The sequence below is a fragment of the Salinivibrio sp. IB872 genome (assembly GCF_001995345.1).
In the GTDB taxonomy this organism is placed as follows: domain Bacteria; phylum Pseudomonadota; class Gammaproteobacteria; order Enterobacterales; family Vibrionaceae; genus Salinivibrio; species Salinivibrio proteolyticus.
The window spans coordinates 1-26,141 of sequence record NZ_MUFO01000005.1; the positions used below are offsets into that span (position 1 = coordinate 1).

Annotated in this window: 27 protein-coding genes and 1 tRNA gene; 2 read left to right on the forward strand and 26 right to left on the reverse strand. The window is 47.4% G+C overall.

Features of this window, described 5'->3' with window-relative positions; genetic code table 11:
* The 11 genes from BZJ18_RS03760 to BZJ18_RS03810 all read right to left on the reverse strand — a co-directional run.
* Window positions 1-755 (reverse strand): lipopolysaccharide biosynthesis protein (locus tag BZJ18_RS03760; protein ID WP_241824910.1); only part of this gene is annotated, 755 nt, incomplete at its 3' end.
* 137 nt (window positions 756-892) lie between these two features.
* The gene (locus BZJ18_RS03765; protein ID WP_077455398.1) at window positions 893-1,969 is read right to left on the reverse strand and encodes a DegT/DnrJ/EryC1/StrS family aminotransferase; all 1,077 of its coding nucleotides are present in this window, start codon (window positions 1,967-1,969) and stop codon (window positions 893-895) included.
* Window positions 1,970-1,971: 2 nt separating this feature from the next.
* Window positions 1,972-2,547 carry an acyltransferase gene (locus BZJ18_RS03770; RefSeq protein WP_077455399.1) on the reverse strand — a complete coding sequence of 192 codons (576 nt, stop codon included), beginning with the start codon at window positions 2,545-2,547 and terminating at the stop codon, window positions 1,972-1,974.
* A 31-nt stretch (window positions 2,548-2,578) separates the two neighbouring features.
* Window positions 2,579-3,856, reverse strand: a complete 1,278-nt coding sequence (gene tviB, locus BZJ18_RS03775; RefSeq protein WP_077455400.1) for a Vi polysaccharide biosynthesis UDP-N-acetylglucosamine C-6 dehydrogenase TviB — start codon at window positions 3,854-3,856, stop codon at window positions 2,579-2,581.
* 37 nt (window positions 3,857-3,893) lie between these two features.
* Window positions 3,894-4,937 carry a Gfo/Idh/MocA family protein gene (locus tag BZJ18_RS03780; RefSeq protein WP_077455401.1) on the reverse strand — a complete coding sequence of 348 codons (1,044 nt, stop codon included), beginning with the start codon at window positions 4,935-4,937 and terminating at the stop codon, window positions 3,894-3,896.
* 365 nt (window positions 4,938-5,302) lie between these two features.
* Window positions 5,303-6,652, reverse strand: a complete 1,350-nt coding sequence (locus BZJ18_RS03785; protein WP_077455402.1) for an MBL fold metallo-hydrolase RNA specificity domain-containing protein — start codon at window positions 6,650-6,652, stop codon at window positions 5,303-5,305.
* Window positions 6,653-6,685: 33 nt separating this feature from the next.
* Window positions 6,686-7,618 (reverse strand): alpha/beta hydrolase, encoded by a 933-nt coding sequence (locus tag BZJ18_RS03790; protein WP_077455403.1) that lies wholly within the window; start codon window positions 7,616-7,618, stop codon window positions 6,686-6,688.
* A gap of 259 nt (window positions 7,619-7,877) precedes the next feature.
* Window positions 7,878-9,044 (reverse strand): nucleotide sugar dehydrogenase, encoded by a 1,167-nt coding sequence (locus BZJ18_RS03795; protein WP_077455467.1) that lies wholly within the window; start codon window positions 9,042-9,044, stop codon window positions 7,878-7,880.
* Between the two features lie 12 nt (window positions 9,045-9,056).
* Window positions 9,057-10,193 (reverse strand): LPS O-antigen chain length determinant protein WzzB, encoded by a 1,137-nt coding sequence (locus BZJ18_RS03800; RefSeq protein ID WP_077455404.1) that lies wholly within the window; start codon window positions 10,191-10,193, stop codon window positions 9,057-9,059.
* Window positions 10,194-10,425: 232 nt separating this feature from the next.
* Window positions 10,426-10,929 (reverse strand): hypothetical protein, encoded by a 504-nt coding sequence (locus BZJ18_RS03805; RefSeq protein WP_077455405.1) that lies wholly within the window; start codon window positions 10,927-10,929, stop codon window positions 10,426-10,428.
* Window positions 10,930-10,969: 40 nt separating this feature from the next.
* Window positions 10,970-13,285 (reverse strand): S8 family serine peptidase, encoded by a 2,316-nt coding sequence (locus BZJ18_RS03810; protein WP_077455406.1) that lies wholly within the window; start codon window positions 13,283-13,285, stop codon window positions 10,970-10,972.
* A gap of 225 nt (window positions 13,286-13,510) precedes the next feature.
* On the opposite strand from BZJ18_RS03810, the gene BZJ18_RS03815 reads away from it, so the two are divergent.
* The gene (locus tag BZJ18_RS03815; protein ID WP_131825259.1) at window positions 13,511-13,954 is read left to right on the forward strand and encodes a hypothetical protein; all 444 of its coding nucleotides are present in this window, start codon (window positions 13,511-13,513) and stop codon (window positions 13,952-13,954) included.
* 135 nt (window positions 13,955-14,089) lie between these two features.
* On the opposite strand, the gene BZJ18_RS03820 is transcribed toward BZJ18_RS03815, so the two are convergent.
* A tRNA-Ser gene (locus BZJ18_RS03820) sits at window positions 14,090-14,177 on the reverse strand.
* A gap of 257 nt (window positions 14,178-14,434) precedes the next feature.
* Between BZJ18_RS03820 and BZJ18_RS03825 the strand changes: the two genes are divergently transcribed.
* A complete protein-coding gene (locus tag BZJ18_RS03825) occupies window positions 14,435-15,007 on the forward strand; it encodes a UPF0149 family protein (protein ID WP_077455408.1) in 573 nt (190 codons plus the stop codon).
* Window positions 15,008-15,146: 139 nt separating this feature from the next.
* Here the strand turns inward: BZJ18_RS03825 and nadA are convergent, their stop codons facing one another.
* From nadA to cydA, 14 genes are all read right to left on the reverse strand, one after another.
* Window positions 15,147-16,193: a quinolinate synthase NadA gene (nadA, locus tag BZJ18_RS03830; RefSeq protein ID WP_077455409.1), complete on the reverse strand. Its 1,047-nt coding sequence runs from the start codon at window positions 16,191-16,193 to the stop codon at window positions 15,147-15,149.
* A 149-nt stretch (window positions 16,194-16,342) separates the two neighbouring features.
* On the reverse strand, window positions 16,343-16,663 hold the full coding sequence (locus BZJ18_RS03835; RefSeq protein ID WP_241824911.1) for a nucleotidyltransferase family protein: 321 nt from the start codon (window positions 16,661-16,663) through the stop codon (window positions 16,343-16,345).
* Window positions 16,653-17,057 (reverse strand): HI0074 family nucleotidyltransferase substrate-binding subunit, encoded by a 405-nt coding sequence (locus BZJ18_RS03840; RefSeq protein WP_443216498.1) that lies wholly within the window; start codon window positions 17,055-17,057, stop codon window positions 16,653-16,655. Before BZJ18_RS03840 ends, BZJ18_RS03835 begins: the two co-directional genes overlap by 11 nt.
* Window positions 17,058-17,169: 112 nt before the next feature.
* Complete coding sequence (gene ybgF, locus BZJ18_RS03845) at window positions 17,170-17,898, reverse strand: tol-pal system protein YbgF (RefSeq protein ID WP_077455412.1); 729 nt, start codon at window positions 17,896-17,898, stop codon at window positions 17,170-17,172.
* A 34-nt stretch (window positions 17,899-17,932) separates the two neighbouring features.
* A complete protein-coding gene (gene pal, locus BZJ18_RS03850) occupies window positions 17,933-18,451 on the reverse strand; it encodes a peptidoglycan-associated lipoprotein Pal (protein WP_077455413.1) in 519 nt (172 codons plus the stop codon).
* A gap of 50 nt (window positions 18,452-18,501) precedes the next feature.
* Window positions 18,502-19,848: a Tol-Pal system beta propeller repeat protein TolB gene (gene tolB / locus BZJ18_RS03855; RefSeq protein ID WP_077455468.1), complete on the reverse strand. Its 1,347-nt coding sequence runs from the start codon at window positions 19,846-19,848 to the stop codon at window positions 18,502-18,504.
* Window positions 19,849-19,951: 103 nt separating this feature from the next.
* Entirely contained in the window at window positions 19,952-20,995 is a 1,044-nt protein-coding gene (gene tolA / locus BZJ18_RS03860; RefSeq protein WP_077455414.1) for a cell envelope integrity protein TolA, read from the reverse strand.
* Window positions 20,996-21,004: 9 nt separating this feature from the next.
* The gene (tolR, locus tag BZJ18_RS03865; protein ID WP_069591075.1) at window positions 21,005-21,451 is read right to left on the reverse strand and encodes a protein TolR; all 447 of its coding nucleotides are present in this window, start codon (window positions 21,449-21,451) and stop codon (window positions 21,005-21,007) included.
* Window positions 21,452-21,454: 3 nt separating this feature from the next.
* Window positions 21,455-22,141, reverse strand: a complete 687-nt coding sequence (gene tolQ / locus BZJ18_RS03870; RefSeq protein WP_069591074.1) for a protein TolQ — start codon at window positions 22,139-22,141, stop codon at window positions 21,455-21,457.
* Window positions 22,131-22,544, reverse strand: coding sequence for a tol-pal system-associated acyl-CoA thioesterase (ybgC, locus tag BZJ18_RS03875; RefSeq protein WP_077455469.1), 414 nt, complete (start codon window positions 22,542-22,544; stop codon window positions 22,131-22,133). Before ybgC ends, tolQ begins: the two co-directional genes overlap by 11 nt.
* A 252-nt stretch (window positions 22,545-22,796) precedes the next feature.
* Complete coding sequence (locus tag BZJ18_RS03880; RefSeq protein WP_158011248.1) at window positions 22,797-23,093, reverse strand: cyd operon YbgE family protein; 297 nt, start codon at window positions 23,091-23,093, stop codon at window positions 22,797-22,799.
* A complete protein-coding gene (gene cydX, locus BZJ18_RS03885) occupies window positions 23,086-23,193 on the reverse strand; it encodes a cytochrome bd-I oxidase subunit CydX (RefSeq protein WP_069591070.1) in 108 nt (35 codons plus the stop codon). The genes BZJ18_RS03880 and cydX overlap by 8 nt, the downstream gene beginning before the upstream one ends.
* Window positions 23,194-23,208: 15 nt before the next feature.
* Complete coding sequence (gene cydB, locus BZJ18_RS03890) at window positions 23,209-24,345, reverse strand: cytochrome d ubiquinol oxidase subunit II (RefSeq protein ID WP_077455416.1); 1,137 nt, start codon at window positions 24,343-24,345, stop codon at window positions 23,209-23,211.
* 11 nt (window positions 24,346-24,356) lie between these two features.
* Window positions 24,357-25,940, reverse strand: coding sequence for a cytochrome ubiquinol oxidase subunit I (gene cydA / locus BZJ18_RS03895; protein WP_198532181.1), 1,584 nt, complete (start codon window positions 25,938-25,940; stop codon window positions 24,357-24,359).
* Between the last annotated feature and the right edge of the window lie 201 nt (window positions 25,941-26,141).

The following is a 26,141-nucleotide window of genomic DNA, read 5'->3' on the forward strand; positions in this document are numbered from 1 at the left end:
AATAATCGATGTGGAATAATCGATGTGGGGACATTTAATATACGAAAGGTTAAACTAAACAACCCTGTCACAGTACTCGTATAAAACTGGGTAAGCATCAGAATAGGCATTTGTGTAGCACCTGAATCACAAAGCCCCCCTAATACACTATATTTAGGTAACTTGTCATACTTCTTTACTTGGATTTTTATATCTATCGCACTCACATTTTTAAATATTCTTTGGTGATTATTTTCTCTACCGAGTAAATAGATTACGGATGAAAATAGCCCGATAACTTGCCCTATTATCAAGCCACCAAACACTTTGAAATAACCGAGTGAAATTTGCGTAACACCTTGCCAACCACTTTGCGACACGCGAGATACAGCAGTATGTCTAAACCTCTTGTGTCGATTATTCCAATATGTGAGAGCTTGATAAATACCTTTTAGCAAGACTGATATCGGAACTAGGTATAACCAAGGAGCTATTTCTTCGTTACCTAATAGTGTTGCAAGTTCAGCATTCCATATAAAAATGGGAATACTAATAACTGTAGATATGGACATAGCTATTAAAACTGATGCCTGCAATAAAGCTCGGGCATCTTCATCCTTTTCTGGAAGCATAATAGCTATTTCATAACGCCCAGTTGCTACCACTCCTAATATTGATATGACCGCACTATATAGGGCTAACAGACCAAAATCTGTAGGTGAGAACATTCTCGTAAGGATAGGAATTAAAGCTATTGGAATTGCCTGTCCTATCACTGTGCCTGTCATTAACGTCAAAACGTTTTTGGAGAACTCATTCTTGATCAAAATATTAGATTCTTAATCTAGCTATAAAAATATAGTGGCTGATAACGATCATTAAAACGGATTACTCAAGATAGTCCGCATATGAGTTAAGACAAGTTTCCAATTATACGCTCTATATCATTGCCATCCATATATGGATGCATTGGCAAGCTTATAACTTGCTCGGCCACTTTATCTCCCACGGGCAACTGAATATGGTGGTCAGCCACCGCAGGTTGCTTATTGAGCGGGATTGGATAATGCACAGCTGTCGGAATACCAGCCTCTTTAAGCTTAGCTTGCACAGCTTCACGGTTTTCAATACGAATGGTGTATTGCGCCCAAGTTGAGATATTGTGCTCTTCCACGTAAGGCGTGGTGTAAATACCCATTTCGTTAAGTAGTTGGTTATAGCGGCTTGCGACTTGATTTCTCAGCTCAATTTCTTTGGCAAAGATCTCGAGTTTTGGCAGTAAAATTGCCGCTTGTAGCGTATCTAAGCGACTATTGACGCCCACTCTAATGTGGTGATAGCGGCGATCTTGGCCATGACGTGCGATTTGTCGCATGACAAGGGCAAGCTTATCGTCATTGGTGAAAATCGCGCCGCCATCACCATAGCACCCGAGCGGTTTACTTGGGAAAAAGCTGGTGCAAGCAATGGTGGTTAAGTTGCATGAGCGTTTATCTTTATAGCTAGCGCCAAAGCTTTGGGCCGCATCTTCAATCACCGGAATATTGTGTTTTTCAGCAACGGCATTGATCGCATCATAATCCGCACATTGACCATAGAGCGACACCGCCATAATTGCTTTAGTCTTGCTAGTAACCGCTGGCTCAATGGCTTCGGGGTTGATGTTGTAAGTGCGCTCATCAATATCAACATACACGGGTTTTGCGCCCAGTAACGCCACCGTCTCTGCCGTCGCTATATAGGTAAAGCCTGGGATAATTACTTCATCACCCGGCCCTACTTCAAGCGCCATCAATGCGATTTGTAGTGCATCGGTACCATTTGCCACGCTTATGCAATACTGAGCTCCGCAAAATTCACTTAGTTTTTGCTCTAACTCATCAACTTCGGGCCCTAGAATATACTTGCCATGTGATAATACATTTTGAATCGCGGTATCGATTTTTTCTTTTATTTTAGCCTGCTGGGCGGCCAAATCTATAAATTGCATGATTAAATTTTCTCTAGCATTGAGTCAGTCAGTTGGTAAATGTCACCCGTGTGAGGACAAGTTGCTTGCGCATTACCAATCAGCGGCAAATCGAGCTGCTCACCGTATTCACTCATCCAACCGATTTGTTTAGCGGGCACACCCACCATTAAGGCATAAGCCGGCACGTCTTTATTGATCACCGCACCTGCGCCAATAAACGCAAACTTGCCTATATTTACGCCACAAACAATGGTGCAGTTCGCGCCTAGGGTGGCGCCTTTTCTTACCCAAGTATCTTTGTACTCATCCTTACGCTCAATAAGAGAGCGAGGATTATAGACGTTGGTGAACACCATGCTCGGACCACAAAACACGCCTTCTTCTAAATGCACATTGTCATAGACAGAGACGTTATTTTGTACTTTGCAGTTATCAGCGATGGTGACTTTGTTACCGACGAAAACATTTTGACCTAGTGAGACGCCTTGGCCTATCTTGGCGCCACTGCAAACGTGAACAAAATGCCACACGCGCGAGCCACTTCCAATTTGTGCGCCCTCATCAACGATAGCACTTTCATGTTTATAATATTCCATGTTTTATCTACTTTTAACGGCGTATTATTGGCTATAAGCGTAAATCGGATTCGCCGATTTCTAGCACATGTTTGACATCGTAAAGGACGTGTTGAGGCTTACCAAGCGCCCGTAACTCGTCCTCACCCATCAACTTCATCTCTGAGTGATCAACAGCCAAAACAATCGCATCATAAGTGCTTGGAGATAAATGAGTAATAAGCTCAATACCGTATTCATCTTTTACTTCAGCGGAATTCGCCCAGCTGTCGTAAACATCAACGCTCATATTAAAGTCTTTAAGTTCTTTGATAATATCAACAATCTTTGTGTTGCGTACATCAGGGCAATCCCCTTTAAAAGTGATCCCCATAACTAATACACGAGCTTCATCAATGTGAATTTTTCGGCGGGACAACGCTTTTACTAGCTGAGTAGCAACATACTCCCCCATACCATCATTGATTCGCCGTCCTGCAACAAGAATTACTTCAGGACGATAGCCCACCTCTTGTGCCTTGAACGTCAAATAGTAAGGGTCAACACTGATGCAATGACCACCTACAAGACCCGGTTTAAAAGGTAGAAAGTTCCACTTCGTACCTGCGGCTTTCAACACCTCTTCCGTATCTATTTTTAGTTTATTGAAGATTTTAGAAAATTCATTAATGATAGCTATATTCAGATCACGCTGTGTGTTTTCAATCACTTTAGCGGCTTCTGCGACTTTCATCGATGAAGCTTTGTGTGTACCTGCAGTAATAATTTGACGATATACGTTATCGACAAACTCCGCAGTTTCTGGCGTTGAACCTGAAGTGATTTTAACAATCGTCGGTAAGCGGTTAACTTTATCGCCGGGATTAATACGCTCTGGGCTATAGCCAGCAAAAAAATCTTGATTGAAGACCAACCCTGAAAGCTTCTCAATAATTGGGATACATATTTCTTCTGTCGCACCAGGGTAGACGGTCGATTCGAATACAACAATATCTCCTTTACTCACCACACTTGCTAAAGCCTGAGAGGCTTTTTTAAGCGGTGTAAAGTCTGGCGTTTTTTCTTCTGTAATCGGTGTTGGGACAGTCACAATGTAAAAATTACACTGCGAGATATCTGCTAGCTGGCTTGTATATGCAAGGAGTTCGGCTTGCGCCAGTTCCTCATCGGTACACTCTTTCGTCGAATCATGTCCAGCTAAGAGCTCTTTTACTCGGTCCTCTTTTACATCGTAGCCAATCGTTGGGTATTGCTTACCAAATTCAACAGCAAGAGGTAGTCCAACATACCCTAACCCTATTACCGCAATTTTTAAGTTGTGCAACTCCATAGTTCTCTTCTCTATTTTTTAATTTAAAGAGGTATTATTAAAGATCGAGTGGTAAACCAATGGTTGATTTATCTCGACCAGAGCGGTAAATTGCAGTAAGGAGTTCTAGTGACTTCAAGCCTTCTCGACCATCGGTTTCAGGCAAAGCTCGTCCTCTCAGAACATCTGCAACATTTTGGAAGTATGGTGGATGACCAAATCCATAAACAGACGTAGTCTCGTAATTGGCGTTCGTTATTTCTTCATCATATTCTTTGTGATCATCAAATTTCCATTCTTGAATATCATTAATTGCAACACCGCCAATTCTTACGGTTCCCTTTTCTCCCAATATTGTAATCGAGCCCTCATAATTTTTAGGATAGGTACACATGGTGACAGCCATTGAGCCTAATGCCCCATTCCGCCACTTAATATTCACAACACCTGTATCTTCAACTTCGATATCTCTATGTGTTGAGAGCATTGCATGAATATCCTCAACCGGCCCTATTAACCAATGCAACAAGTCAACATAGTGGGTTGCTTGGTTCATGAAAGCGCCACCATCCATGTGCCATGTACCTGACCATTCCGCGCGATCGTAATAGTCTTGAGGTCGAGTCCAAAAAACATTTAAATGTGCCATATATATGCGGCCAAAACGTTTTTCATCAATGGCACGCTTTAGTAATTGAAGTGTGGAGTTACGACGGTTTTGCTTTACAACAAAAAGTTTTACACCTGCATCTTCACAAGCTTTGGTCATAGCTAATCCGTCGCTCCACTTTGTTGCCATTGGCTTTTCTGTTACAACGTTTACACCATGCGCGGCAGCTTTGATTGTATGCTCGGCATGAATACCAGAAGGCGTACAAAGAGTCACTAGATCAAGATCTTGTTCTTCAAGCAAAGCATCAAATGATAAATAGCCGGGGACTTGGTACTCCCTTTTATGTTTTTCTAATACTTCTGGATTGTTATCACAAACAGCAACTAGCTCATATTCATCGCTTAACTGCTCGATGGAGCCGAAGTGATTTTTAGAAATTCTTCCACAACCAACAACGGCGATGCGTATTTTTTTATCATGTTCTACCATGCTAATGCTCCCCTGTTTGAATAACAGGATCAGTTAACTTTTTTATAAATCGAAAAAGTACTTTGCAAACGTTGTTGACCCAATTTTGAGTATAAAATACGACTGCAAAGATACGTTACTTGATGTAGGAATGAAGAGTGAAGGAAGACGCTACCGCCATGAGGTTTCGCTCCCCCAATGCGCGTTAAACGTTATATTCATATTCTTGTAACAACAGGGCTAAACCCATGATTATGAGTTTACTTACAAAGAAGGGTTGGAAAAGAGCGAGGCAACTAAAACAAGAAGGCGCTCAAAGTACGAGCGAAAAATGAAAAAAAAGCGACCATGATGTTTGATATTTGATCATAATTGTACTACTCCACTCACTTCGTAACATTTTGAAAACACTCTAGGAGCTCGCGCTGACTGTCTGGCTCACCATGAATAAGGTGGATTTGCTCGGGGGGAGGCTGAATGCCGTGCACAAAGTTGACTAAGTCGGCTTGGTCAGCATGGGCTGAGTAGCCCGATAGGGTGTGAATTTGGGCTTGAACGTTTATCGTTTCATTGTCTATCCAAACTTGCTTTTTTCCTTGTTGAAGCTCACGCCCTAGGGTGTGTTGGGCTTGGTAGCCGGCAAGGATGATGTCCGTGCGCGGGTCAGGGAGTAATGCAGTCAAATAGTTCATGATTCGCCCGCCTTGGCACATGCCGGAAGCGGCCACCACAATGGCGGGTTCTCCGGTCTGTTTGAGGCGATTCACTAGCGCTTGGTGTTGGCTGTGTGCATCAATGGTAATGCATTGGTCAAACGCTAACGGATGGCGGTGTTGATTCAGTTTAGCGTTGGCTTCTTTGCTCCACAGTTTTTTGAAGTGGCGATATTGGCGCGTGACCTGTTGGGCCATGGGTGAGTCGAGAATGATAGGAAGCGCATTATCTAGCTGTTTTTGATAAATCAGCTGTTCGATATCAAAGAGCAATTCTTGGGTACGACCCACACTGAATGCGGGGATCAGTATCGCGCCTCCATCTTGCAATGAATGCTGAATAATCGCCTCGAGCCGCTGTGAACGCGTCGCGACGGATTGATGTGTTTTGTCTCCATAAGTGGATTCGAGATAGAGAATGTCTGCGCGCGCAGGCGGTTTAGGATCGGGTAATAGCGGTGTATTGCTTGGGCCTAAATCTCCTGAGAACACCACGCGCCGCTCATCAGGCAGTTTTAACTCCACATACGCTGAACCCAAAATGTGCCCGGCGGGTTGAAGGCGCAAATACGTCGCTGACTGCCCTTTTTGCTTTGGTTTTAGTCGGTGCCAAGTATTATAAGGTAGGTAAACCATCAACTGGCTAATACGCTCTAGTATCGGCTGGCGATCGCCATGGCGCATGTTCAATTGCAGTTTTAATGTATCATCAATCAACAGTGGCACCAGTGCCGCCGTCGCTTCGGTGCAGTAAATGGGTCCAGAAAACCCCGCCGCCAGTAACCAAGGCAGCAAGCCACAGTGGTCAATATGCGCATGGGTAAGAATAAGCGCATCGATACCCTTGCCATTGAGGTGCACTCTCGCCTCTCGCGCTTCGTCACCTTGGTATTGGCCGCAATCAATCAGCAAGCGTAAACCACTCGGTTTAATATCTAGCTGATGGCATGAGCCCGTCACCGTACGATAGCCACCATGGTGGATGACGGTGAGGATGTCGTTATCGATGGAAGTATTGGGCATAGGCTGTCCTTTTTGGAGCGTCTCTTTCCATATTCAATCTCTTATCATCTTATTCATCATTTGTTCTATCAATGGGCTTGGGTGGCCATTGTCGTCAGTAAGAAAGTAAGTGTGTCCCCAGCTTGGGTCGAATTGGTCGTTAAAGGCATCGCAGTCGGTTACCGTCACCTTGTGAGCAGGAAACACATCAAGGTTTTCTGGCCCTGTCATCCCCAGACGCCGAGTGATGGTACGATGACGCATGTTGACCACTTTGGAGGCAGCCATGGCTAAATCGTCTGCGGCATAATAAATGTGGACTTGTTTAGCCGCATCCAGCACAGTTCTGCCCGGCTGCTGAGGTTCTAAGGCTTGATTATCAACATCCGCCGCCACCATAAAAATATGTCGGAACCATTGTGGCATGGTATCCAGCCCCGCGTGTTGATGCCAATGGTGAAAGGTACTGATTAAGGTTCGGTTTCCCATAGAATGCGCCAGTATATTCATACGTCGCTTGCAGGGGCTCGCTTGTTGTTCTGGAGCGCGACGCCATTCATCAAACATCGCCAGTAAGCGACTAAAAGCCAGACCAGACGCCGTGGCCGCCAGTTGATCGTCCCAGTAATCATCAATCATGCCGAGCCGACCATCGTCATCACAGGGCCAGATGATCGGTACGACCATAATGGCGTTGGGTGCAATTCTGTCAAATTGAACCTGAAGCGTGTGGGCCATCGGAAAAACATGGCGCTCCATGTGATTGTTATAGCCATGAAGTAAAAAGAGGATCTGGGTTTGGGTGGGTAAGGCTTTTAATCTCGCCATAAACGGCGCCGCTGTCAGCTCTTGATATTCACCCTGTCCCGCGCGCTGGCAAAAATACACCCATTTCGATATATCGGTGTTTTGATGATCAAAACTCAACCAACGGCTGGCCTCACTTTTCGGTCCCTGTTCAGGAATACGGCTGGTGATAAATAACATAGCATCATCGACGGATTATGAATGTAGGGTGAGGATACGTAAGGTCGATGGTTAAGTTGTATGGTGTTAAGAGAGTTTTGCGAGGGAGGGAGCGAAAAGCGCTAGCTCAGCCAATGACACCACCGAAATATAAAACAGTCGTAGGAAGTGTGGCTTGATGATTTTATAACGATTTCAGTTCATAGTTCAAATTCCGTATGCATTCCCACGCAGGAGCGTGGGAACGAGTAAACTCGGATCCTAGACCCTCACTCATCGCTTAATCTGCGCCAAACAGATCACGAGTGTAGACTTTGCTTTCTACATCTCGAATTTCATCGACCATCCGGTTGGCAACAATCACATCCGCGCGCTGTTTAAAGCTGTCCAGATCAGTGATCACTTCGGAGTTAAAGAAACTTTGTTCTTCAAGTACAGGTTCATAAACGATAACGTCAATCCCTTTCGCTTTAATGCGCTTCATAATTCCTTGGATCGCCGAGGCGCGGAAGTTATCTGACCCTGCTTTCATCACTAAACGGTATACACCGACTACCGCCGGCTTTTTAGCAATAATGGCATTGGCAATAAAGTCTTTGCGAGTGGTGTTCGCATCGACAATCGCTTGGATAATGTTGTTAGGCACATCTTGATAGTTAGCCAGGAGTTGTCGGGTGTCTTTTGGCAGGCAGTAACCGCCGTAGCCAAACGAGGGGTTGTTGTAGTGATCGCCAATGCGTGGGTCGAGTCCGACGCCTTCAATGATTTGCTTTGCATCTAAACCATGAGACTCGGCATAACTATCTAACTCATTAAAGTATGCAACGCGCATCGCTAGGTAGGTATTGGAAAAAAGTTTGACCGCTTCCGCCTCGGTGGAGTGCGTGAATAGTACCGAGATATCTGTTTTGATGGCTCCTTGTTGCAGCAGACTGGCAAAGGTGCGCGCACGATCTGAGTCTTCACCGACAATAATACGCGAAGGATATAGATTGTCGTATAGCGCTTTGCCTTCACGTAAGAATTCCGGTGAGAAGAGAATATTATCGCAACCAAATTTTGCTTTAATCCCTGCTGTGTAGCCGACCGGAACAGTGGATTTGATCACCATCACCGCATCCGGATTAACCGCCATCACATCCTGAATAACCGCCTCAACTGAGCTGGTGTTAAAGTAGTTGGTTTCGGGGTCGTAATCAGTGGGTGTTGCGATCACAACAAAATCAGCGTCTTGATAGGCCTGTTTTTTATCTAGCGTCGCGACAAAATCGAGCGGTTTTTCTTTCAGAAAACGCTCGATCTCCGCGTCTACAATCGGCGATTGCTTGTTATTCAACAGGTTGACCTTCTCTTCGACGATATCAAGGGCAACCACTTGATTGTGTTGCGCCAGTAGCATGGCATTCGACAACCCGACGTAACCTGTTCCTGCAACGGCAATTTTCAACATAAGCACTCTCTATTTTTGATGGCGGTTCCATGTAAATCGCAGCAATATAATGACAAGACCTAGCATACCACCAACAAAAGTACCGAATATTACAATTAATACCCGCTTAGGCTTATCGCGAGACAATGGCTTTGACGGCATCTCTAGCACACTAAAAGGCTGTATTTTTTTTTGTTTGATATTTATCATTTTCAAGTTCGCTATTTTAGCCAAGAGCGTACTCAGTTTTGGCTCTAAAATACTCGGGTCCTTGAGGCTTTTGAGTATCGATAGCTTAGCTGAAATAGCATTGACGCCAAGATGTATAGGAAATAACTCTTGATTGCTCTGATTAGGAATAGGTGTATTAATATCCGCAGACTGAGCAATTTTGAGGGCATTTTCAGTTCGTTCTATTTCTTGTTTTAGCGTATTCTTAGCAATCAACTTTAAGCTGCCTCTTTGGCGCTCTATAGCCAATGTTTCGCTTTTCACGATTGAGGATAGATCGCTATATAGCTGTTCATTCAGCCGACTGCTCACAAAGGAAATATAATCAGTAAGCAAAATGTAGCTACTCTCTGCAGTCACAGATTGAACTGATATAATATCTCTCATCGAGAGTCTATCTTGCTCAATCTTAAAACGGTTCAGCCAGCTTTGATAAAATTGACGACCAGAAACATCGTCTTGCGACATAGTAGCACCTTGAGCGCCAAACATCTTTTTTATCCTTTGGAATTCTTCGTTTTGATTAAAGAAATCAAGTTTTGTTTGGGTCGCACTGAATAATGATGTAAATCGCAAAAATATATTTTCTTGATCGGCCAGATCAGATAACTGTTTATTGAGAACAGTTACATTTTTTTCATCTGATTCTGTTGCTGCGTTAAATATTGGTTGATATTGATTAACTTGCTCCTGAAATTCAGATATATCGGTAACACTAGGTAGTGATATCTCCGCTTTGCTTGACCACCACTCTTGTGCCTGCAACGCATAAAAAATCGCACAAATGGAAAATAATAAAGTAAAAGTGATAATAGTAAGCTTTCCGGCCCATATTGCTGAACAGAGCTCTCTGATATCAATCTCATCCTCGTGCACCTGATAAAAAGTAGGAGGCGTCATGTTTTGCGGTGCTACAGCTTGATTTTTATCGTCCACACTTTTTCCTTGGCTATCTTTTTTAGTCCATCACTATAGGGAGCGTGCTTTATAGCAGTACCCCTGTAACTAGTTTTCTTTTCTATCATAGTGTCCCAAACGCATTTGCAAACCTATAAAGGTTCATCTTTTGCGCTACTTCTCGTGTTTTCTGATATAAAGTCTGAAACTAGCGTCCCATAAAAAACGGGCCGCCATGGCCCGTTGGTTTCCTATTGAGGCGCAAAGAGGTTCACTGAGGACGATTACGGCTCTCAGCAATATCAAGGCGCGCCGAGGCAACTTGTGGAGACTGGCGCACTTTATCCAAGGTGGCGAGGATATCATGCTGGCCCGCAGCACTGAGCTGCCCTAACTTCGCACGCTCGTCAAAGTAGGTGACGTTGAGCTTGAAAGCTTCTGCCAAGTCATAAATGGAACCATGGCTCAGCAAAACGGTGATATTACCTGTCACTTTCCCTACACTGCGAGTCACTTCGTTATAAACCGTACTCCCCGCTTGCAGCGGTTGGTTATTTAGGTTTACCCCTTTGTAACTTTGCAGTTCAGGTAAATCGGATAAGGTGGCATTCTCTCCGAGCTTCTCGGCAATGGCTTGCTCCGCGGTGGTCGCTTTACGCTCGATAGGTTGCACTATCGAAGATTGCGCCGGTTGCTGAATGCTACCCATGTCACTTGCGTTTGCAGCACCACTTATTCCCATTGCAGTGATAACAATCATTACGGCTGTTTTCATGATGAACTCCTTTCTATCAATCTGGTTGCTGTCAATGGGATCAGTGGCCATAGACGCGAATTTGTGCTGCAGTCAATTGGCTGGGTACGTGATTATTGTATATCTCACCAAAATCGGCGCGATTTGTATCGACAATATCAACCGTCCATTGGCCATATACGGTTTCGCCTAAAAAGGTATTGGCCAACATAGGTCCACTAATATGATACGCATATCCTGGATGGTCACTGTTACCTAACCCTTGATAGGCACCTAAAGACGTGCGCGACGTAGCGAGGATTGCTTCGGTACCCGACGGAGACGTCACTTTAATTGCGATATCTGACGCGGCTGTGCTTCCAGTCAGGTCTCCGTTGCTAACGGCGGTTAAATCGGCATTTTCAATATTAAAGCCAAATTGCAGTCCTTCAATGGTCAGATTGCTTTCAAGACGGCTTTCATCAAGCGTAAAGCGCAAGCTGGTCCCTTTTGCATCCGCATCAGGGATGCTGAGCGGCGCGGATGGGGACACATCGATCCACTCACTTTCTACTAATGGCGGTAATTTGATCGGGTTCTGGGTCGCCATCTCAATCGCTTTTCCGGCATTCACACGCCCGAAACCGTACTTATTATTAAACGAGAACCCTGCTGCGTTATCGACCCATCCCAAATGTACGGGAACGGTACGCTGACTGTCTTCTCCCCCTACCAACAGTGAGATAGGCTTATCGTTGACATCAATCTTGTCAGAAGTTGCCGCGAGAATATAACGGATTTGTCGCCACGTAAGCTGCGGATTGGCCTGCGCTAACAACGCAACCACACCAGTCACATTCGGCGCAGCAGAAGAGGTACCATTGAAGGTATTGGTGTAATTACATGATGGATTCACGTCACGGTTAAGGTCGCTCCCCGGTGTATTAAATGGCCAAACTCGGGCATGAAAATCCTCAACGCCAAGCGATGCCAAAAAGGCCCCGTTCGATTGTTCAAATTCATCGACCGCCGCTTGACTGGCATAACCACGCTGACACGACATTTGATCGGTTGTCACCATGGCGGGCTCTGTCGTACCGTATTCACCGCCTGGCGCAGCAACCCAAAGACTGGAACCTGCCGTCGAGTAGCTCGATTTTTTACCTGCCGTGGTCGTCGCCCCCACCGTCACAGTGTAAAAGCTAGCATTAGCGGGATCCCAGTTGCTGTCATAGCAACTAAGAACACGTGATTGTCCAGATACAATACCGTTTTGAGCATCATCGCAAAGTTGATTGCCTTCAGCCCAGCTTTGCGTCGACTCAAAGGCATTCCCTGCCGATTTAATATTCAACGCCCCCAAGCCTTGGCGAAGGTATTGTGTGGGGTAACGGTACATGGTTTCATCCATCGTCTCTGTCGGAATAAACGCTGGCGCTGAAATACCATAACTGCGGTTGAACGCGGCGATGTTTTCGTTTTCGCTAATCCCTGAACCTGTCATGCCATAGCTTGCCGCTTGGCTTGCGCTGGACTGTTCCTCAAGATAATTCATACCAATCAGATTGGCGTCGGGCGCGATCCCGCGTCCACCTAAGCCGTTCCAGCCTTTTGCCGCAATTAAACCGGCGACGGATGTGCCATGGTCGCCACCGGTACCGGTCGCTGTTGGGTCACTAGAGTCATCCACAAAGTTAATCGAACGATTCGGCAATACATTATCAACGAGATCCTCATGGGCAATCGCCATTCCCGAATCCACCACAACAGTCGTTACCTGTTGGCCGGTAATGTTTTGTTGATGTGCCGCTAACACATTCATGTCTTCACCAGAGACAAGAATGCTCGGGTCGTATTGATAACGGCGACGCGCTTCCTCTTCACTCATTCCTTGTGCCGTGCGTAAATCTATCCATGCTTGATACGTTTGCGCTTGCATGGCGTAACCGGTCTGACCGGTGTTATTGAGATGCCACTGTTCGGAAAATAACGGATCGGACTTAAAATCGCCGCTAATAGTCACCGACCCACGTAATATTTGATCTGCCGTCGTCAGCTCATAAGAGATTGTTCGGTTTTGGGTGGCATTGATTGGCACATAGAGCACCGTTTTATTGGTGAGATCGGCATTCACGAGACCGTGTGAGAAGAGGTATTGGTCGCGAGTATTCTTCGTCACTTCGGTATTTTTCTCGAAGAATTTTATAGCCTCTACCGTGGTGTTTTGAGGGAGAATTTGCAGTGGCAATCCCACCCCCTGCTTCATTTCTGTTGCTTCAAATGTTTGAGGCTCCATGGTCGTAACCGGTTTGGTATCCTCGTCTTGCGTATTACAGCCTGAAATGGCTGATAACACGAGTACTGCGAGCAGTCCTCGCTTCATTCCATTGTTTTGCATTTAATTCCCTTATTATTCACTTCCATGTAAAAGGAAAAATTAAACTACGGAACGTTAAACAAAAACTCAACATAAAAATATCAATTTGAAATAATTTTCTGTTATTTGGTGTATCCTTAGTGATGTCAGGATGTTTTATTCCATGCATTATTTAGGTTTATTATGAAATCTATTAATTTATTTGCACTCATTAAAACGATTACACTCACTCTATTAATGAGTTTTATGTTATTAGGATGTCAATCAATCGCACCCAAAGACCCAGAGTCTGCGAGTAATTCCGCTATTAGTAACAACCAAGTCAGTGAAAGTGTGCCACCTAAAGTACAGCATAAACGCCTAAGGGAAACGCTTCTTGCCGTGAGCCATCAAACGTACGCAGAAACGCTCGATCAATGCCGGTATTTCCCAATGGGTTATTCACCATGTGAAGGTCCGGCTCGCTATATTGTTTACTCCATAAAAACGATGAGCCCAGCAGAACAAGCCAAGCTATTACAGCAGGTTGAGGAATATAATCAGCTGGATCAGTTTATTCAGGAGCTACGTCCTATTGCATCACACTGTCAGCCTAAGCCAGTACCGCGCTTTTCACTGATCAATAATCAGTGCCGAGACGCAAACCCATTACTCAAACCACTACCAATGAGTGACAGTAACCAAATGTGAAACCCGCATAAGACATCACCGCGACATGTAAGCGTTCCGGTAATATTGGTATTTCTCGCACAAGCATTACGCGAGTGGTTGTAAGAAGAGAACGGTAGATAGCAAAAAACCGCCACGAGGGCGGTTTTTTTAAAATGGCGGTGAGAGAGGGATTCGAACCCTCGATACGTTGCCGTATACACGCTTTCCAGGCGTGCTCCTTCAGCCACTCGGACACCTCACCATATTTTTTTAGCGCTAAGAAGCTAAAGCCATCTGCGCTAACGGGGGTGTACTATAGTGAGTTGCCGCCTTGGGGTCAACCGGTTAAGCACCTTTATCGGTGCGAATGACTGCTTTCTCACCACATCTACCCTAATTCGCTTATTCGCAGGCGCATTTGGAATGGAAAGACGTGGGATTCCATGATGTAACAACGCAAGCGAGAACGAAAACTGTTAAACTCCACCCATCAACGATAACAGCTGGCTGAGACTTGTAATGACTTTATCTGAATTTCTTGCCCAACATGCCGATAGCGACAAGCTATTGAATGAGATGCAAACCCGTGGCGTCGTTACCGCCATGGCGGCTGCCCCCCATGTGATTAGCCCGAGTGAGTGGCTACCTGTACTTTGGGGCGGTGAAGAACAAGCGCCGTTTGAAAATCACGAGCAATTTGAAGACTACGCGAACCTGATTGWCGATATTTGGAATGAACAGCGCCAACAGCTGTTAGACAAACAATGGCACTGRCCAGAAGGTTGTGCTCTTGATGATGCAGAGGTCGTCAACCAAGCAACACGTGATTTTGCCGAAGGCTTGCTCCAAGGCTGGAGTTTAACGCGTGATGATTGGGAAACCTTGATGCCGGAAAACACCGAAAGCAATGCCCTTCTCGGCGGTGTCGTGCTGTCAATCAGCTTGCTCTATGATCCAGAAACGGCGCTATCCACCATGGAAGCACAAGGCGCAGAAGAGTTAGCACAGTTTGAAGAAATATATAATGCGATGCCAATCATGTTATGTGGCCTTACACATCACGGTGCGACGCTAGCAGAAGCGCAAGAATAACGCCGCTACTTATGCGATGGCATTAAAACCATCAGTGTCGCTACCATAATAAAAAAGCGTTCCCAAGGCTGGCCCATAGGAACGCTTTTTCTATTCAAGCTTCACCGCTAGCAACATAACATGTAGCAGTGCGCTTCTTTTATTGCCCTTTCATTTCCGCGGCAAAGTTAAGCATCCGATTAAGAGGGATTAACGCCTTTTCACGTAATGCTGCATCCACGTGGATTTCATGCTGCTTGCCACCGTTTTCGAGCGCGTTTTCTATCGCTTTCAAGCCGTTCATGGCCATCCAAGGACAATGGGCACAGCTTCGACAGGTCGCGCCCGCGCCGGCTGTGGGTGCTTCAACGAGCTCTTTTTCCGGCACCATTTGCTGCATTTTGTAGAAAATGCCTTTGTCGGTGGCCACAATCAGTTTTTTGTTCGGCAAGGTTTGCGCCGCTTTAATCAGCTGACTGGTCGAGCCCACCGCATCGGCCATTTTCACCACGCTCGCCGGTGATTCCGGGTGAACCAAAATCGCCGCGTCTGGATAAAGATGCTTCATTTTCTCAAGCGCTTGGGCCGAGAATTCATCATGCACCACACATTCACCCTGCCATAGCAGCATGTCAGCGCCGGTTTCTTTTTCAATATAAGCGCCAAGATGGCGATCGGGACCCCAGATGATCGGCTTGTCTTGACTGTCTAGGTGCTCGACAATTTCTAACGCAATACTCGAGGTCACTACCCAATCGGCACGCGCCTTGACAGCGGCAGACGTATTGGCATAGACAACGACAGTGTGATCAGGGTGCGCATCACAAAACTTGGTGAACTCATCCGCCGGACAACCCAAGTCCAGTGAGCACTCCGCGTCCAGTGTAGGCATTAATACCGTTTTTTCGGGAGTCAGAATTTTGGCTGTTTCGCCCATAAAGCGAACGCCAGCCACAATCAGGGTTTTGGCTGGATGTTGATTGCCAAAACGGGCCATCTCTAATGAGTCCGCGACGCACCCGCCTGTTTCTTCGGCGAGCGCTTGGATCTCTGGGTCCGTGTAATAGTGAGCGACCAGCACAGCATCTTTTTCTTTTAGCAGTTGTTTAATGCGTGCAACATGTTGTTTTTTCTCAGCGTCACTCAATGCCACAGGTTTCGGCGGAAAGGGATAAACCCTTTGCGACGTTTCAATCACTTGGCTCATGGGATTACTCATGCTTACTTCCAGTCCGGGTAGTATAACGTGAGTGGGGCTGGAGTCCTAGGGCGGAGGTTCTAGGTCCTAGACGACGGAATACGGAAAAAGTATATCGTAGTCAGTTTTATACCATCACCGCTAATAGGACTTTTTATTTACTTGACTTGCTTGGCTTCTTCTTTGATCCGCTTGATAAGCTCAGACGATTGGACTTGATTTTTGAGTACAATATCAACAGTGTAGGGGAGTGTCGATTGTTCAAGCTGATCTTGAATGATGGCAACATCATTAAGTGTCAACGTATCGCCCTCAATCAGAATGTCGATATCGGAATTGTCTCTAAATGAACCGGTTGCGCGAGAGCCAAACACCCAAGCATATCTGACTTTAGGGTGACTGAATACAAAATCATGGATCAGCTGGTATTGGTGTGGCTTTAGCCCCATCCCCCTTGCAAGCGTGGCATTATTGTCCACTTTTTTTCTCCAAATAATGCATAACGTCGGCAATGATCGGTGCGTAATGTTTGACGATCAGCCTTTGTGCCTCGAGTGCGTTTTGTTCGTCGTAGGTATGTGATAGCAAGTTTCGTTTTATCAGCGCATCAAGCAAGGTTTCACATTGTTCAGAAGACAGGTGATTTGCCTCTAACGCTGTACGAATCACACTCCGTGGAGATGCCACATCGAACCCTTCATAGTTCAGTAAATCCTTGAGCGTCTTCCACGTTAGCTCAAATGAAAACTCGAACGTTTGCACCAAACCGGCTAATTCAAGCTCATTGTAGCTTTGTTGGCTACAAGCTTTAGCAAGCCGGTATTGCGCTTTAATCAAGTTTTGAAGTCTAAGCTGCCAGCGCTCTTGGTGCATACCCGTCATTTTAACCTCATTGTGTTTGTCTCGCTCATGTCCCCGCTTTTCGTATCCCACGAGCACAGCGCTCTGTATTCATTAAGGCCCTAGGCTCCTAGGACCTTATTGCCTACATCGCATTTTTCGCTTGTTTAGCGCTGGTAGAATCCGGATAAGTATCAATGACTTGTTGGAAATACTGGTTGGCTTGCGCTGTGTTGCCTTGCTTCTGAGCAATTAAACCCAGTTTGAGTAAGGCATCGGCACGTTTATTGGAATCTTTAAACTGGCTTACGGCAGTAAATTCCTTGCTCGCCTGCTCAAAGTCACGCTTGGAGAAGAACAGCTGGCCCAGCCAGTAATGGGCATTTGCGGTGTAGACAGACTCTGGGTATTTTTTCAAAAACGCATTAAACGCTTTGGTTGCCCCTTGGTAGTCTTTCTCTTTTAAGATTAGATTCACGGCCGCTTCATACGCCGCATTCTCGGTTTGATCGCTGGTGTAGTTCACTGACGGGTTTTCATCAGTGGATTTTGTTTCTTTAGGCGCTGAGGATTTCGCCGTGCGCAGATCATCGATTTCTCGATAGAGGTCCCGTTGACGCTCAACCACTTGTTGAATGTCGTAGCTATTTCGTTCAACGTTACCGCGTAAATTGCTTAATTCTTGCGCCATTTGATCAAGTTGACGCTGCATATCGAGCTGCATTTGATTACGCGCTTGCAGCATGCGCTCTAGGCGCTCAATGGCGGTGCCACCTGACCCTACTTCTGTCACCGGAGCAGGTGCGGCAGCCACTGGGACTGCCACACTCACCAGTAACGCCAGCGCGAGAGTTCGCACAGAGTTACTGTTCATTGTCATACCTTTTATCCATCACCCAAAGGGAGGATTAGTAAACCAATACTGCGCGACGGTTTTTCGCGTACGCGTCTTCGCTTTGGCCAAGAACCAATGGTTTCTCTTCACCGTAGCTTACGATTGAAATCTGGCTTGCAGGAACGCCCAGTGCTTGCAGGTACTTAGATACCGCTTCTGCACGACGCTCGCCCAGTGCGATGTTGTACTCAGGGGTACCACGCTCATCTGCGTGGCCTTCAACTACAACTTCCATCGCAGGGTTGTTACGTAGGTACGTCGCATGCGCATCCAGCATGTCTTCGTATTGTGGCAGAACTGACGAATCGTCAAAGTTGAAGTAAACGGTTTGCGACTGACGTAGCTCTTGGTTGCGGATTTCTTGCTCAGTCATTGAGCCTTGACCGTCAACCGGAGAAACGACGGTGGTGCCGTTTTGGTTAGTTGATTGACCAGCACCGCTGCCCGTTGCGCTGTCGCTTGAGCTACAAGCGGCCAAAGTAAACATCGGCAGTGCCACCGCCAGACCTTTTAGTACTTTATTGATTTGCATTCTATTTTCCTTTTCTAGAAAGTTAGCGCACGTTGTTTAAAATTAAAAACTTATAAGTAAGGTGACCAGGCTGGTGCACGCACGCGCCCGTTGGTTGCCGGAAGCCGCGCTTTAAAGCGACCGTCTACTGAGACAAGCGACAACACGTTTTTACGTCCATATACCGAGCTGTAAATCACCATGCTGCCATTTGGCGCAATACTTGGCGACTCATCCAACAAGGTTTTGGTCAGAATTTGCACCGCCCCGCTGTTTAAGTCTTGCTTGGCAATGTTATATCCCGACGCTGACTGATTCACCATAATCAAGAAGCGACCGTCTGGCGTGAGTTGCCCACCCATGTTTTGGTTGCCCTGCCAAGTGATACGTCTGCTGGTCCCGTCGGCTAAATTTACGCGATAAATCTGAGGTTTGCCACCCCGGTCAGAGGTGTAGATGAGCGAGTTACCATCTGGATCCCAAAATGGCTCGGTGCTGTTCGCGCGGCCATGTGTAATTTGAGTGAGCTTCTTCGTTTTCAAATCGAAGGTATACACCTGCAGGCTGCCGGTTTTCGAGAGTACCAGTGCCAATTGGCTACCATCTGGAGAAAAACGCGGTGACCCATTGTGGCGTGGATACGAAGAAATCTTTTCACGCTCACCGGTGTAGATATCCATGATAAAGATTTCCGCTTGGCCATTTTCAAAGCTCACGTAGGCCAGTTGGCGACCGTCTGGAGACCATGCTGGAGACATCAGCGGCTGCTTTGAACGCAACACCAAGCGCTCGTTAAATCCGTCGTAATCAGACAAACGCAGCTGATACGGATAATCGGCTTCCTCCTCAATCACCACGTATGCGATGCGTGTGAGGAAAGCGCCTTTTTCGCCAGTCAGCTTTTCATAGACAATATTTGAAATGCGATGCGCGTAACGGCGTAAATCGCTGGCTTTCACGGTTGCGCGGTTATTTACCAATAAATGATCGTCGGTTTTGACCAGCTGGCCGTCCGCGCCCAATCCTTTGCTTTCTCCACCGGTGAGTTGACCACGGACAATATCAATCAACTGATAATCAATTTGATAGCGGCCGTCAGCGGTTGGCGTGATGGTGCCAGTGAGTACTGAATCCACACCCAACGCAGTCCAAGCGTTGTAGTCGACATCACTGTCGCGATAAGGGGTTTGCGGCATTTCACTCACCGATAATGGGTTGAACTTACCACTACGGCGTAAATCCGACCCAACCACGCCCGACACATCTTCCGGTAACTCACCCTGCCCTTTCCACTGAAAGGGGATCACGCCAATAGGACGGGCTGAGTTTACCCCTTCAGTGATCACCAACTTGAGTGCTGCGTGCGCAGGTTGCGTTGCTAAAAGCAGGCAGGCAAATAGCATGGCCATCAATGCCATACCACGCGTTAGGGCACGCTGCCATGCGGCCTGATTACGCCTCTTTGTCATCGTGTTTGTGCCACCAGCTAGGCTCACTTCCATCATGTCTTCTTCCTGTCAATTAGTTAGGTCTAACCGTTAACTCAATCTCACGCAGTTTGGCTATAATGTCACCATCATCTGGCATGGGAAATTGAGATACAGATACCACCGCAGTTTTAGTTGCGCGACATAAGCGTGTATTGCCCGCTTTCTCTTTTACATCCAAAAGCAGACCGGTTGGCGAAAGGCGCATATTTACCACACACTCTTGTCCCGTTAATCCGTCGTCAACAAGCAGGCGTTGCTGGATCATTTGGGTAAAAATGGCGCCATAACGCGCCACTTCATCTTGGATAAATTGTCCGCGTGCGCTTTGCCGCTGACTGGCCTCAGATTCAAGGCCAGAGAACAAATCATTTAAGGCCGCCTCTTGCTCTTGCTGTCGGCGTTTTGCCTCTTCGGCTTTTCGCTCTGCCTCTTGGCGCGCTTGCTCGGCTTTGCGGGCTTCCTCTTCCGCTTTCTTACGCTCTGCGAGCTTGCGTTGGCGCTCCGCCTCTGCTTTTTTCGCTGCCTCTTCGGCCTTGCGTTGTTCTGCTAGTTTTTGCTGACGCGCTTTTTCTGCCTGCTCCGCGGCGAGTTCAGCCTGACGTTTTTCTTCCAGCTTACGCTGACGCTCGCGCTCTGCTTGTTGGGCTTTTTCACGCGCGATGCGCGCTTGCTCTTCTGCTTGGGCTTTTTGCTCGGCAAGACGTTTTTTCTCTTCACGTGCTTGGCGCTCAGCCTCAAGCTTTTGCCGTTTTACCTCGCGTAAGCGCTGCTCTTCTTGTTCACGTTGCTGCTCAAGACGCTGAGCTTGCTGCTCTAATCGCTTGAGTCGCTCCGCTTCTTCTTGCTTGGCTTGGGCACGCTGTTGGCGGATCTTCTGTGCTTGAGCATTGACCACCGCAGGATCAATCACAGTCGCATCAATCGTACTCCCCGCTTTCGGGGTTGGCGTGGCTGTTTTTCCAAAGTCCGCGCCAACGAGAAGAGCGATCACGAGCACAAGGTGGAGCGCGGCAGATATCGCCAACGCAGGCGCTAACGAGTCTTTTTTATGGGTGACTTTCTTTGTTTCGCTCATCGCTTTTCCCTATGACTCATAAGGTTCAGTCATTAGGCCTACCGATGACACACCAGCCTGATTGAGCGCATCGAGCGTTAAGATGATTTCCGAGTAAGGCACGCGGCCATCACCTCCCACTAAGACCGGAGAATTAGGATTAAGCTGCAACTCGGCTTTTACGCGCACCAAGGTATCTTGCAAACTCAAGCCGCGAACCATGTCGCCATTATTCACACTCAAGCCGAGTTGACCGTCCTTATCCACTTCAACAATGATAAACGCGCCACTGTCTTCTTCTTTAGCCAGCTCTGCGGCGGTTTTCGCTTCCGCCGTCTTGGGTAGCTCAACATCCACCCCTTGCGTTACAAAGGGAGCGGTCACCATGAAGATAATCAACAGCACTAGCATTACATCAATGTATGGCACCACATTGATTTCTGCCGTCATTTTGCGTCGTTTCGGTTGGTACGCCATGGATTACTCCTGGGTTGCCGCAAACGCTTGACGGTGCAAGATGCTTGAAAACTCTTCCATAAAGTTCATGTAATTGTGTTCAAGCTTGGAGACTTTCGCAGTCAGTCGGTTATAGGCCATCACCGCAGGGATCGCGGCAAACAGACCCATGGCGGTTGCTACCAAGGCTTCAGCAATACCTGGGGCAACCATCGCAAGGGTGGCTTGTTTAACTGCGCCCAACGCAATAAATGCGTGCATGATGCCCCACACAGTCCCGAACAGACCGATGTAAGGGCTGATCGAGCCCACGGTCGCAAGGAAAGGCAGGTGCGTTTCGAGCTCCTCGACTTCTTTAGAAAGCGACACACGCATGGCACGTGCAGTACCTTCCATGACCGCCTCCGGCACTTTGCCATTGCTGCGGTGCAAACGGGCAAATTCTTTAAAGCCTGAATAGAAGATTTTCTCACTCCCCGTCAGGGCGTCTTTTCGTGCTTGCACTTCTTGGAAAAGCTGAGAAAGGTCAATCCCCGACCAAAATCGGTCTTCAAAGCGTTCTGCTTTGCCAAAAGCCTGCTGCATGACTTTAGAGCGTTTGATAATCATCGCCCACGACACCACTGACATACCCAGCAATATCAACATCACTCCCTTAACAAGCAAGCTTGCTTGCAAAAACAGGTCGAGAATGGAAAGTTCAGCGGTCACGTAATATCTCCGATTTTATCTGTGTTGGAATCGATTTGGGTTTCATCACTGTAGGGTCGACACAGGCTATCTTAACCGTCGCCGCACACAATGTTTGTTGCTCAGAATTCACCAAAGTTTGACAAAACGTCAAGGTCGCTTGCCCGATGCCTGACACTGTAGTGACAACCTCGAGGGCATCGTCTAATCGCGCCCCACGTTGAAAGTCGATATCCATGTGGCGAACAACAAAAGCGATATTGTCGTCAAAGAGTGTGTGTTGATTGACACCCACTTCGCGCAGCAGTTCAGTGCGCGCGCGCTCAAAATACTTGAGGTAGTTGGCGTGATAAACGACCCCACCCGCATCGGTGTCTTCGTAATAAATGCGAATCGGCCAGCGAAACGGCACAGATCCCGTCATTTCTTTACCCATTGTCGCTTAGAGATAGGCAAATACTATACCTAAGTTGTTTACGCATAGAAATGCTCGCACGATACGAGTCTCGGATTCTAAACAATTCTTACCAAGAGAAGTGATATGCCCCAAACTTTCGCGCTTTTTCGGCACTTAAATGCAGAAAAAAGCACCACTTGGGTGCTTTTGTCATTTGGATGTCACTTTACGCACTTTGACGCCGATGCCACGTTTGCTTAAGCGTATGTAGAACGCCACTTAACGCATCAGCCATACCCAAAGCAGCATCATGCTCACCAGCCACCCCAAAGGCGGCCACGTTAGCCATTGGCTCCAGCGCCCTTGGGCGCAAAAGCCCACCGCATGAATAACGCCAATGCAGGTTGCATATAGCAATCCCAACCCGATGAGCACATTAAAGCCCCCCATCTGTGCGGCAAGCGCTTGAGGGTGCCACATCACTTGACCACCCCAGAACAAGGCTGAGGCAAGTGACAGCAGGCGCCAAGGGCCGGGAAAATCCCGCCCCTTGGGTGCGTGAGTGTGATCACTCATTGTCTTTATCCATCGCCTCGGTATGTTCAAGCCACAGGGCATTGATAATACCGAACGCGCAAGCCAGCAGGACGCCGAGAATCCAAGTGAAATACCACATATGCAGGCTCCTTAATCAGTACAGTGAGTGTTTGTTGTCTTCGATAAACTTGGCATCTAGGCGACCAAACATTTTGATGTAACACCACAGGGTGTAACACAAAATCAAGGGAACAAAGATACACGCCACCACCGTCATAATAGACAGGGTCAGTTCGCTTGAGGTGGCATCCCACAAGGTCAAGCTATGGCCTGGGAAGGTGCTTGATGGCATCACGAAGGGGAACATTGCAATGCCTGCCGTCAGGATCACACCGGCAATGGTCAGGCTTGAAAACAGGAACGCCCAACCACCGCGCTCAACGCGCGATGCGATCAGTGCCAACAGCGGCATCAGCGCACCGGCTAACGGCGCAAGCCACAAGATTGGCATAGCTTGATAGTTTTGCATCCACGCACCACTTTGTACCGCAACCTCTTTAACCAATGGGTTGGATTGGGCTTGTTTGGCAATCTCGCCCACAATCACGTAGCCATCGATGTGTTGGATCCAAAAACCGGCGAGTACAAACAAAACCGTGGTTGCCAATGCACTGATTTGCGCGACAACACGTGCACGCTCATGCAGTGCATCTGTGGTCTTCATTTGCAGCCACGTCGCCCCTTGCAACACAATCATGCCTAAGCTCACTAGGCCACACACCAAGGCAAACGGGTTAAGCAGTGCAAAGAAGCTGCCCGTGTACGTTGGGATCAACAGATCGCTGAGCTGGAAAGGCACGCCTTGCAGCAGGTTACCAAATGCCACCCCGAAGATAATCGGTGGCACAAACCCACCCGCAAATAGGCCCCAATCCCACAGCGTTCGCCAGCGGGTATCTTCAATCTTAGAACGATAGTCAAACCCAACTGGACGGAAGAACAATGCCGCCAAAGTGATGATCATCGCGACATAAAAGCCCGAAAACGAAGTTGCATAGACTAAAGGCCAAGCAGCAAACAGCGCGCCCCCTGCGGTAATCAACCACACTTGGTTTCCGTCCCAGTGCGGCGCCACCGAGTTGATCATCACACGACGTTCACTGTCGGTTTTACCGATCACCGTAAGCAGCGCGCCGACGCCCATATCAAAGCCGTCTGTTACGGCGAAACCAATCAGTAGCACCCCGATGAGGACCCACCAGATCAGCCGTAAAATTTCATAATCAAACATGCTGTCTCTCCTTATGCTTCAATCTGACGGCTAAAGTCCGCTTCTCGGTTGCCTTGCTGCTCAAAGTGATAGCGTCCTGTTTTTAGGCTACTTGGCCCTAGACGCGCAAATTTGAACATCAGATAAAGCTCTGCCACCAAGAACAAGCTGTATAAGGTACAGATAGCGATCATCGAGAAAATGATATCGCCTGCAGCCAGGTTTGAAGCTGCCATGTGCACAGGTAAGATCTCACCCACAGCCCAAGGCTGACGGCCGTATTCGGCAACAAACCAGCCAGCTTCGCAAGCAATCCAAGGAAGCGGGATACCGATCATCGCCAGTTTTAGCAGCCATGGCTTCTCACCAATACGCTGACGGGTGGTTTGCCAGAAGCTCATGCCGAAGATAAACAACATCGCAAACCCACAGGCCACCATGATGCGGAAGCTCCAGAACAAAGGCGCAACATGTGGAATTGAGTCTTGCGCGGCTTGCTGGATCTGGGTTTCTGTCGCATCTACAACTTTATCGGTATAGGGTTTTAGCAGTAGCCCATAGCCAAGATCGCCTTTCACTTCATTGAAGGCTGCGATGTTCTCTGGTGTTTTCTCACCGCCACGTAATTTTTCAAGCAATGCATAAGCTTCCATACCATTACGAATACGCAGCTCGTGTTCAGTCACCAAATCACGCAGACCTGTCACTTCTTTATCCAGCGAGCGAGTGGCGATAATGCCCATCACATACGGAATCTTAATCGCATAGTCAGTATGCATGGTTTCTTGATTCGGCAAACCGAGTACCGTGAACGCCGCCGGCGCTTCTTCGGTATGCCACTCCGCTTCAATGGCGGCCAGCTTCACTTTTTGTACATCGCCAAGCTCATAGCCAGATTCATCACCCAACACAATCACTGACAAGATAGCCGCCATACCAAACGACGCGGCAATCGCAAACGAGCGGCGAGCAAACGCCAAGTCACGCCCTTTTAGCAGATAGTAAGCGCTGATGCCCAACACGAACATCGCGCCGGTGGTGTAGCCAGCCGCGACGGTGTGGACAAACTTCACTTGGGCGACGGGGTTAAAGACCACCTCGGCGAAGCTAACCATTTCCATACGCATGGTTTCAAAATTGAACTCAGCGCCGACTGGGTTTTGCATCCAACCGTTAGCCACCAAGATCCAAAGCGCAGAAAAGTTTGAGCCTAAGGCCACCAGCCAAGTCACCATCAGGTGCTGGCGCTTACTGAGCCGGTCCCAACCAAAGAAGAATAGGCCCACAAAAGTGGATTCAAGGAAGAAGGCCATCAGTCCTTCAATGGCAAGTGGGGCCCCAAAAATATCTCCTACATAGTGGGAGTAGTACGCCCAGTTGGTACCAAATTGAAACTCCATAGTGAGGCCTGTTGCCACACCGAGCGCAAAGTTAATACCAAACAATTTGCCCCAAAACTTGGTCATGTCTTTGTAGATTTGCTTGTCGGTCATCACGTACAGGGATTCCATGATGGCCAGCAAAAATGCCATGCCGAGTGTTAACGGAACAAACAGGAAGTGATACATCGCGGTCAGCGCAAACTGCAGCCGCGATAAATCGACGATATCGGTAATCATGGTCACTCCTTCACACCGTTTCTCGGTGCCGATACAAGGTATCGTTCGTTTTTCTTTCTCACCCTGCGCGCAATTGTCACCACTGCTGACGCGGGGAAAGCCACACACACTTTCTCAATAACCGCTCGCTTGTTACACGATTGAAACGCTAACGTTGCTTTATAGTTAAAMCAAATCTAATTAAGCTATTTCTAATGT

Coding starts and splice junctions, on each gene's coding strand:
- BZJ18_RS03785 (WP_077455402.1), bottom strand. CDS start 6,652: ATGCCCAATACTTCCATCGATAACGACATCCTCACCGTCATCCACCAT.
- BZJ18_RS03810 (WP_077455406.1), bottom strand. CDS start 13,285: ATGCAAAACAATGGAATGAAGCGAGGACTGCTCGCAGTACTCGTGTTA.
- nadA (WP_077455409.1), bottom strand. CDS start 16,193: ATGAGCCAAGTGATTGAAACGTCGCAAAGGGTTTATCCCTTTCCGCCG.
- pal (WP_077455413.1), bottom strand. CDS start 18,451: ATGCAAATCAATAAAGTACTAAAAGGTCTGGCGGTGGCACTGCCGATG.
- BZJ18_RS03765 (WP_077455398.1), bottom strand. CDS start 1,969: ATGCAATTTATAGATTTGGCCGCCCAGCAGGCTAAAATAAAAGAAAAA.
- tolR (WP_069591075.1), bottom strand. CDS start 21,451: ATGGCGTACCAACCGAAACGACGCAAAATGACGGCAGAAATCAATGTG.
- tolB (WP_077455468.1), bottom strand. CDS start 19,848: ATGGCATTGATGGCCATGCTATTTGCCTGCCTGCTTTTAGCAACGCAA.
- BZJ18_RS03880 (WP_158011248.1), bottom strand. CDS start 23,093: ATGAGTGATCACACTCACGCACCCAAGGGGCGGGATTTTCCCGGCCCT.
- tviB (WP_077455400.1), bottom strand. CDS start 3,856: ATGGAGTTGCACAACTTAAAAATTGCGGTAATAGGGTTAGGGTATGTT.
- tolA (WP_077455414.1), bottom strand. CDS start 20,995: ATGAGCGAAACAAAGAAAGTCACCCATAAAAAAGACTCGTTAGCGCCT.
- ybgC (WP_077455469.1), bottom strand. CDS start 22,544: ATGACGGGATCTGTGCCGTTTCGCTGGCCGATTCGCATTTATTACGAA.
- BZJ18_RS03815 (WP_131825259.1), top strand. CDS start 13,511: ATGTTATTAGGATGTCAATCAATCGCACCCAAAGACCCAGAGTCTGCG.
- BZJ18_RS03780 (WP_077455401.1), bottom strand. CDS start 4,937: ATGGTAGAACATGATAAAAAAATACGCATCGCCGTTGTTGGTTGTGGA.
- cydB (WP_077455416.1), bottom strand. CDS start 24,345: ATGTTTGATTATGAAATTTTACGGCTGATCTGGTGGGTCCTCATCGGG.
- BZJ18_RS03805 (WP_077455405.1), bottom strand. CDS start 10,929: ATGAAAACAGCCGTAATGATTGTTATCACTGCAATGGGAATAAGTGGT.
- ybgF (WP_077455412.1), bottom strand. CDS start 17,898: ATGAACAGTAACTCTGTGCGAACTCTCGCGCTGGCGTTACTGGTGAGT.
- BZJ18_RS03770 (WP_077455399.1), bottom strand. CDS start 2,547: ATGGAATATTATAAACATGAAAGTGCTATCGTTGATGAGGGCGCACAA.
- BZJ18_RS03790 (WP_077455403.1), bottom strand. CDS start 7,618: ATGTTATTTATCACCAGCCGTATTCCTGAACAGGGACCGAAAAGTGAG.
- cydX (WP_069591070.1), bottom strand. CDS start 23,193: ATGTGGTATTTCACTTGGATTCTCGGCGTCCTGCTGGCTTGCGCGTTC.
- BZJ18_RS03840 (WP_443216498.1), bottom strand. CDS start 17,057: ATGCACCAAGAGCGCTGGCAGCTTAGACTTCAAAACTTGATTAAAGCG.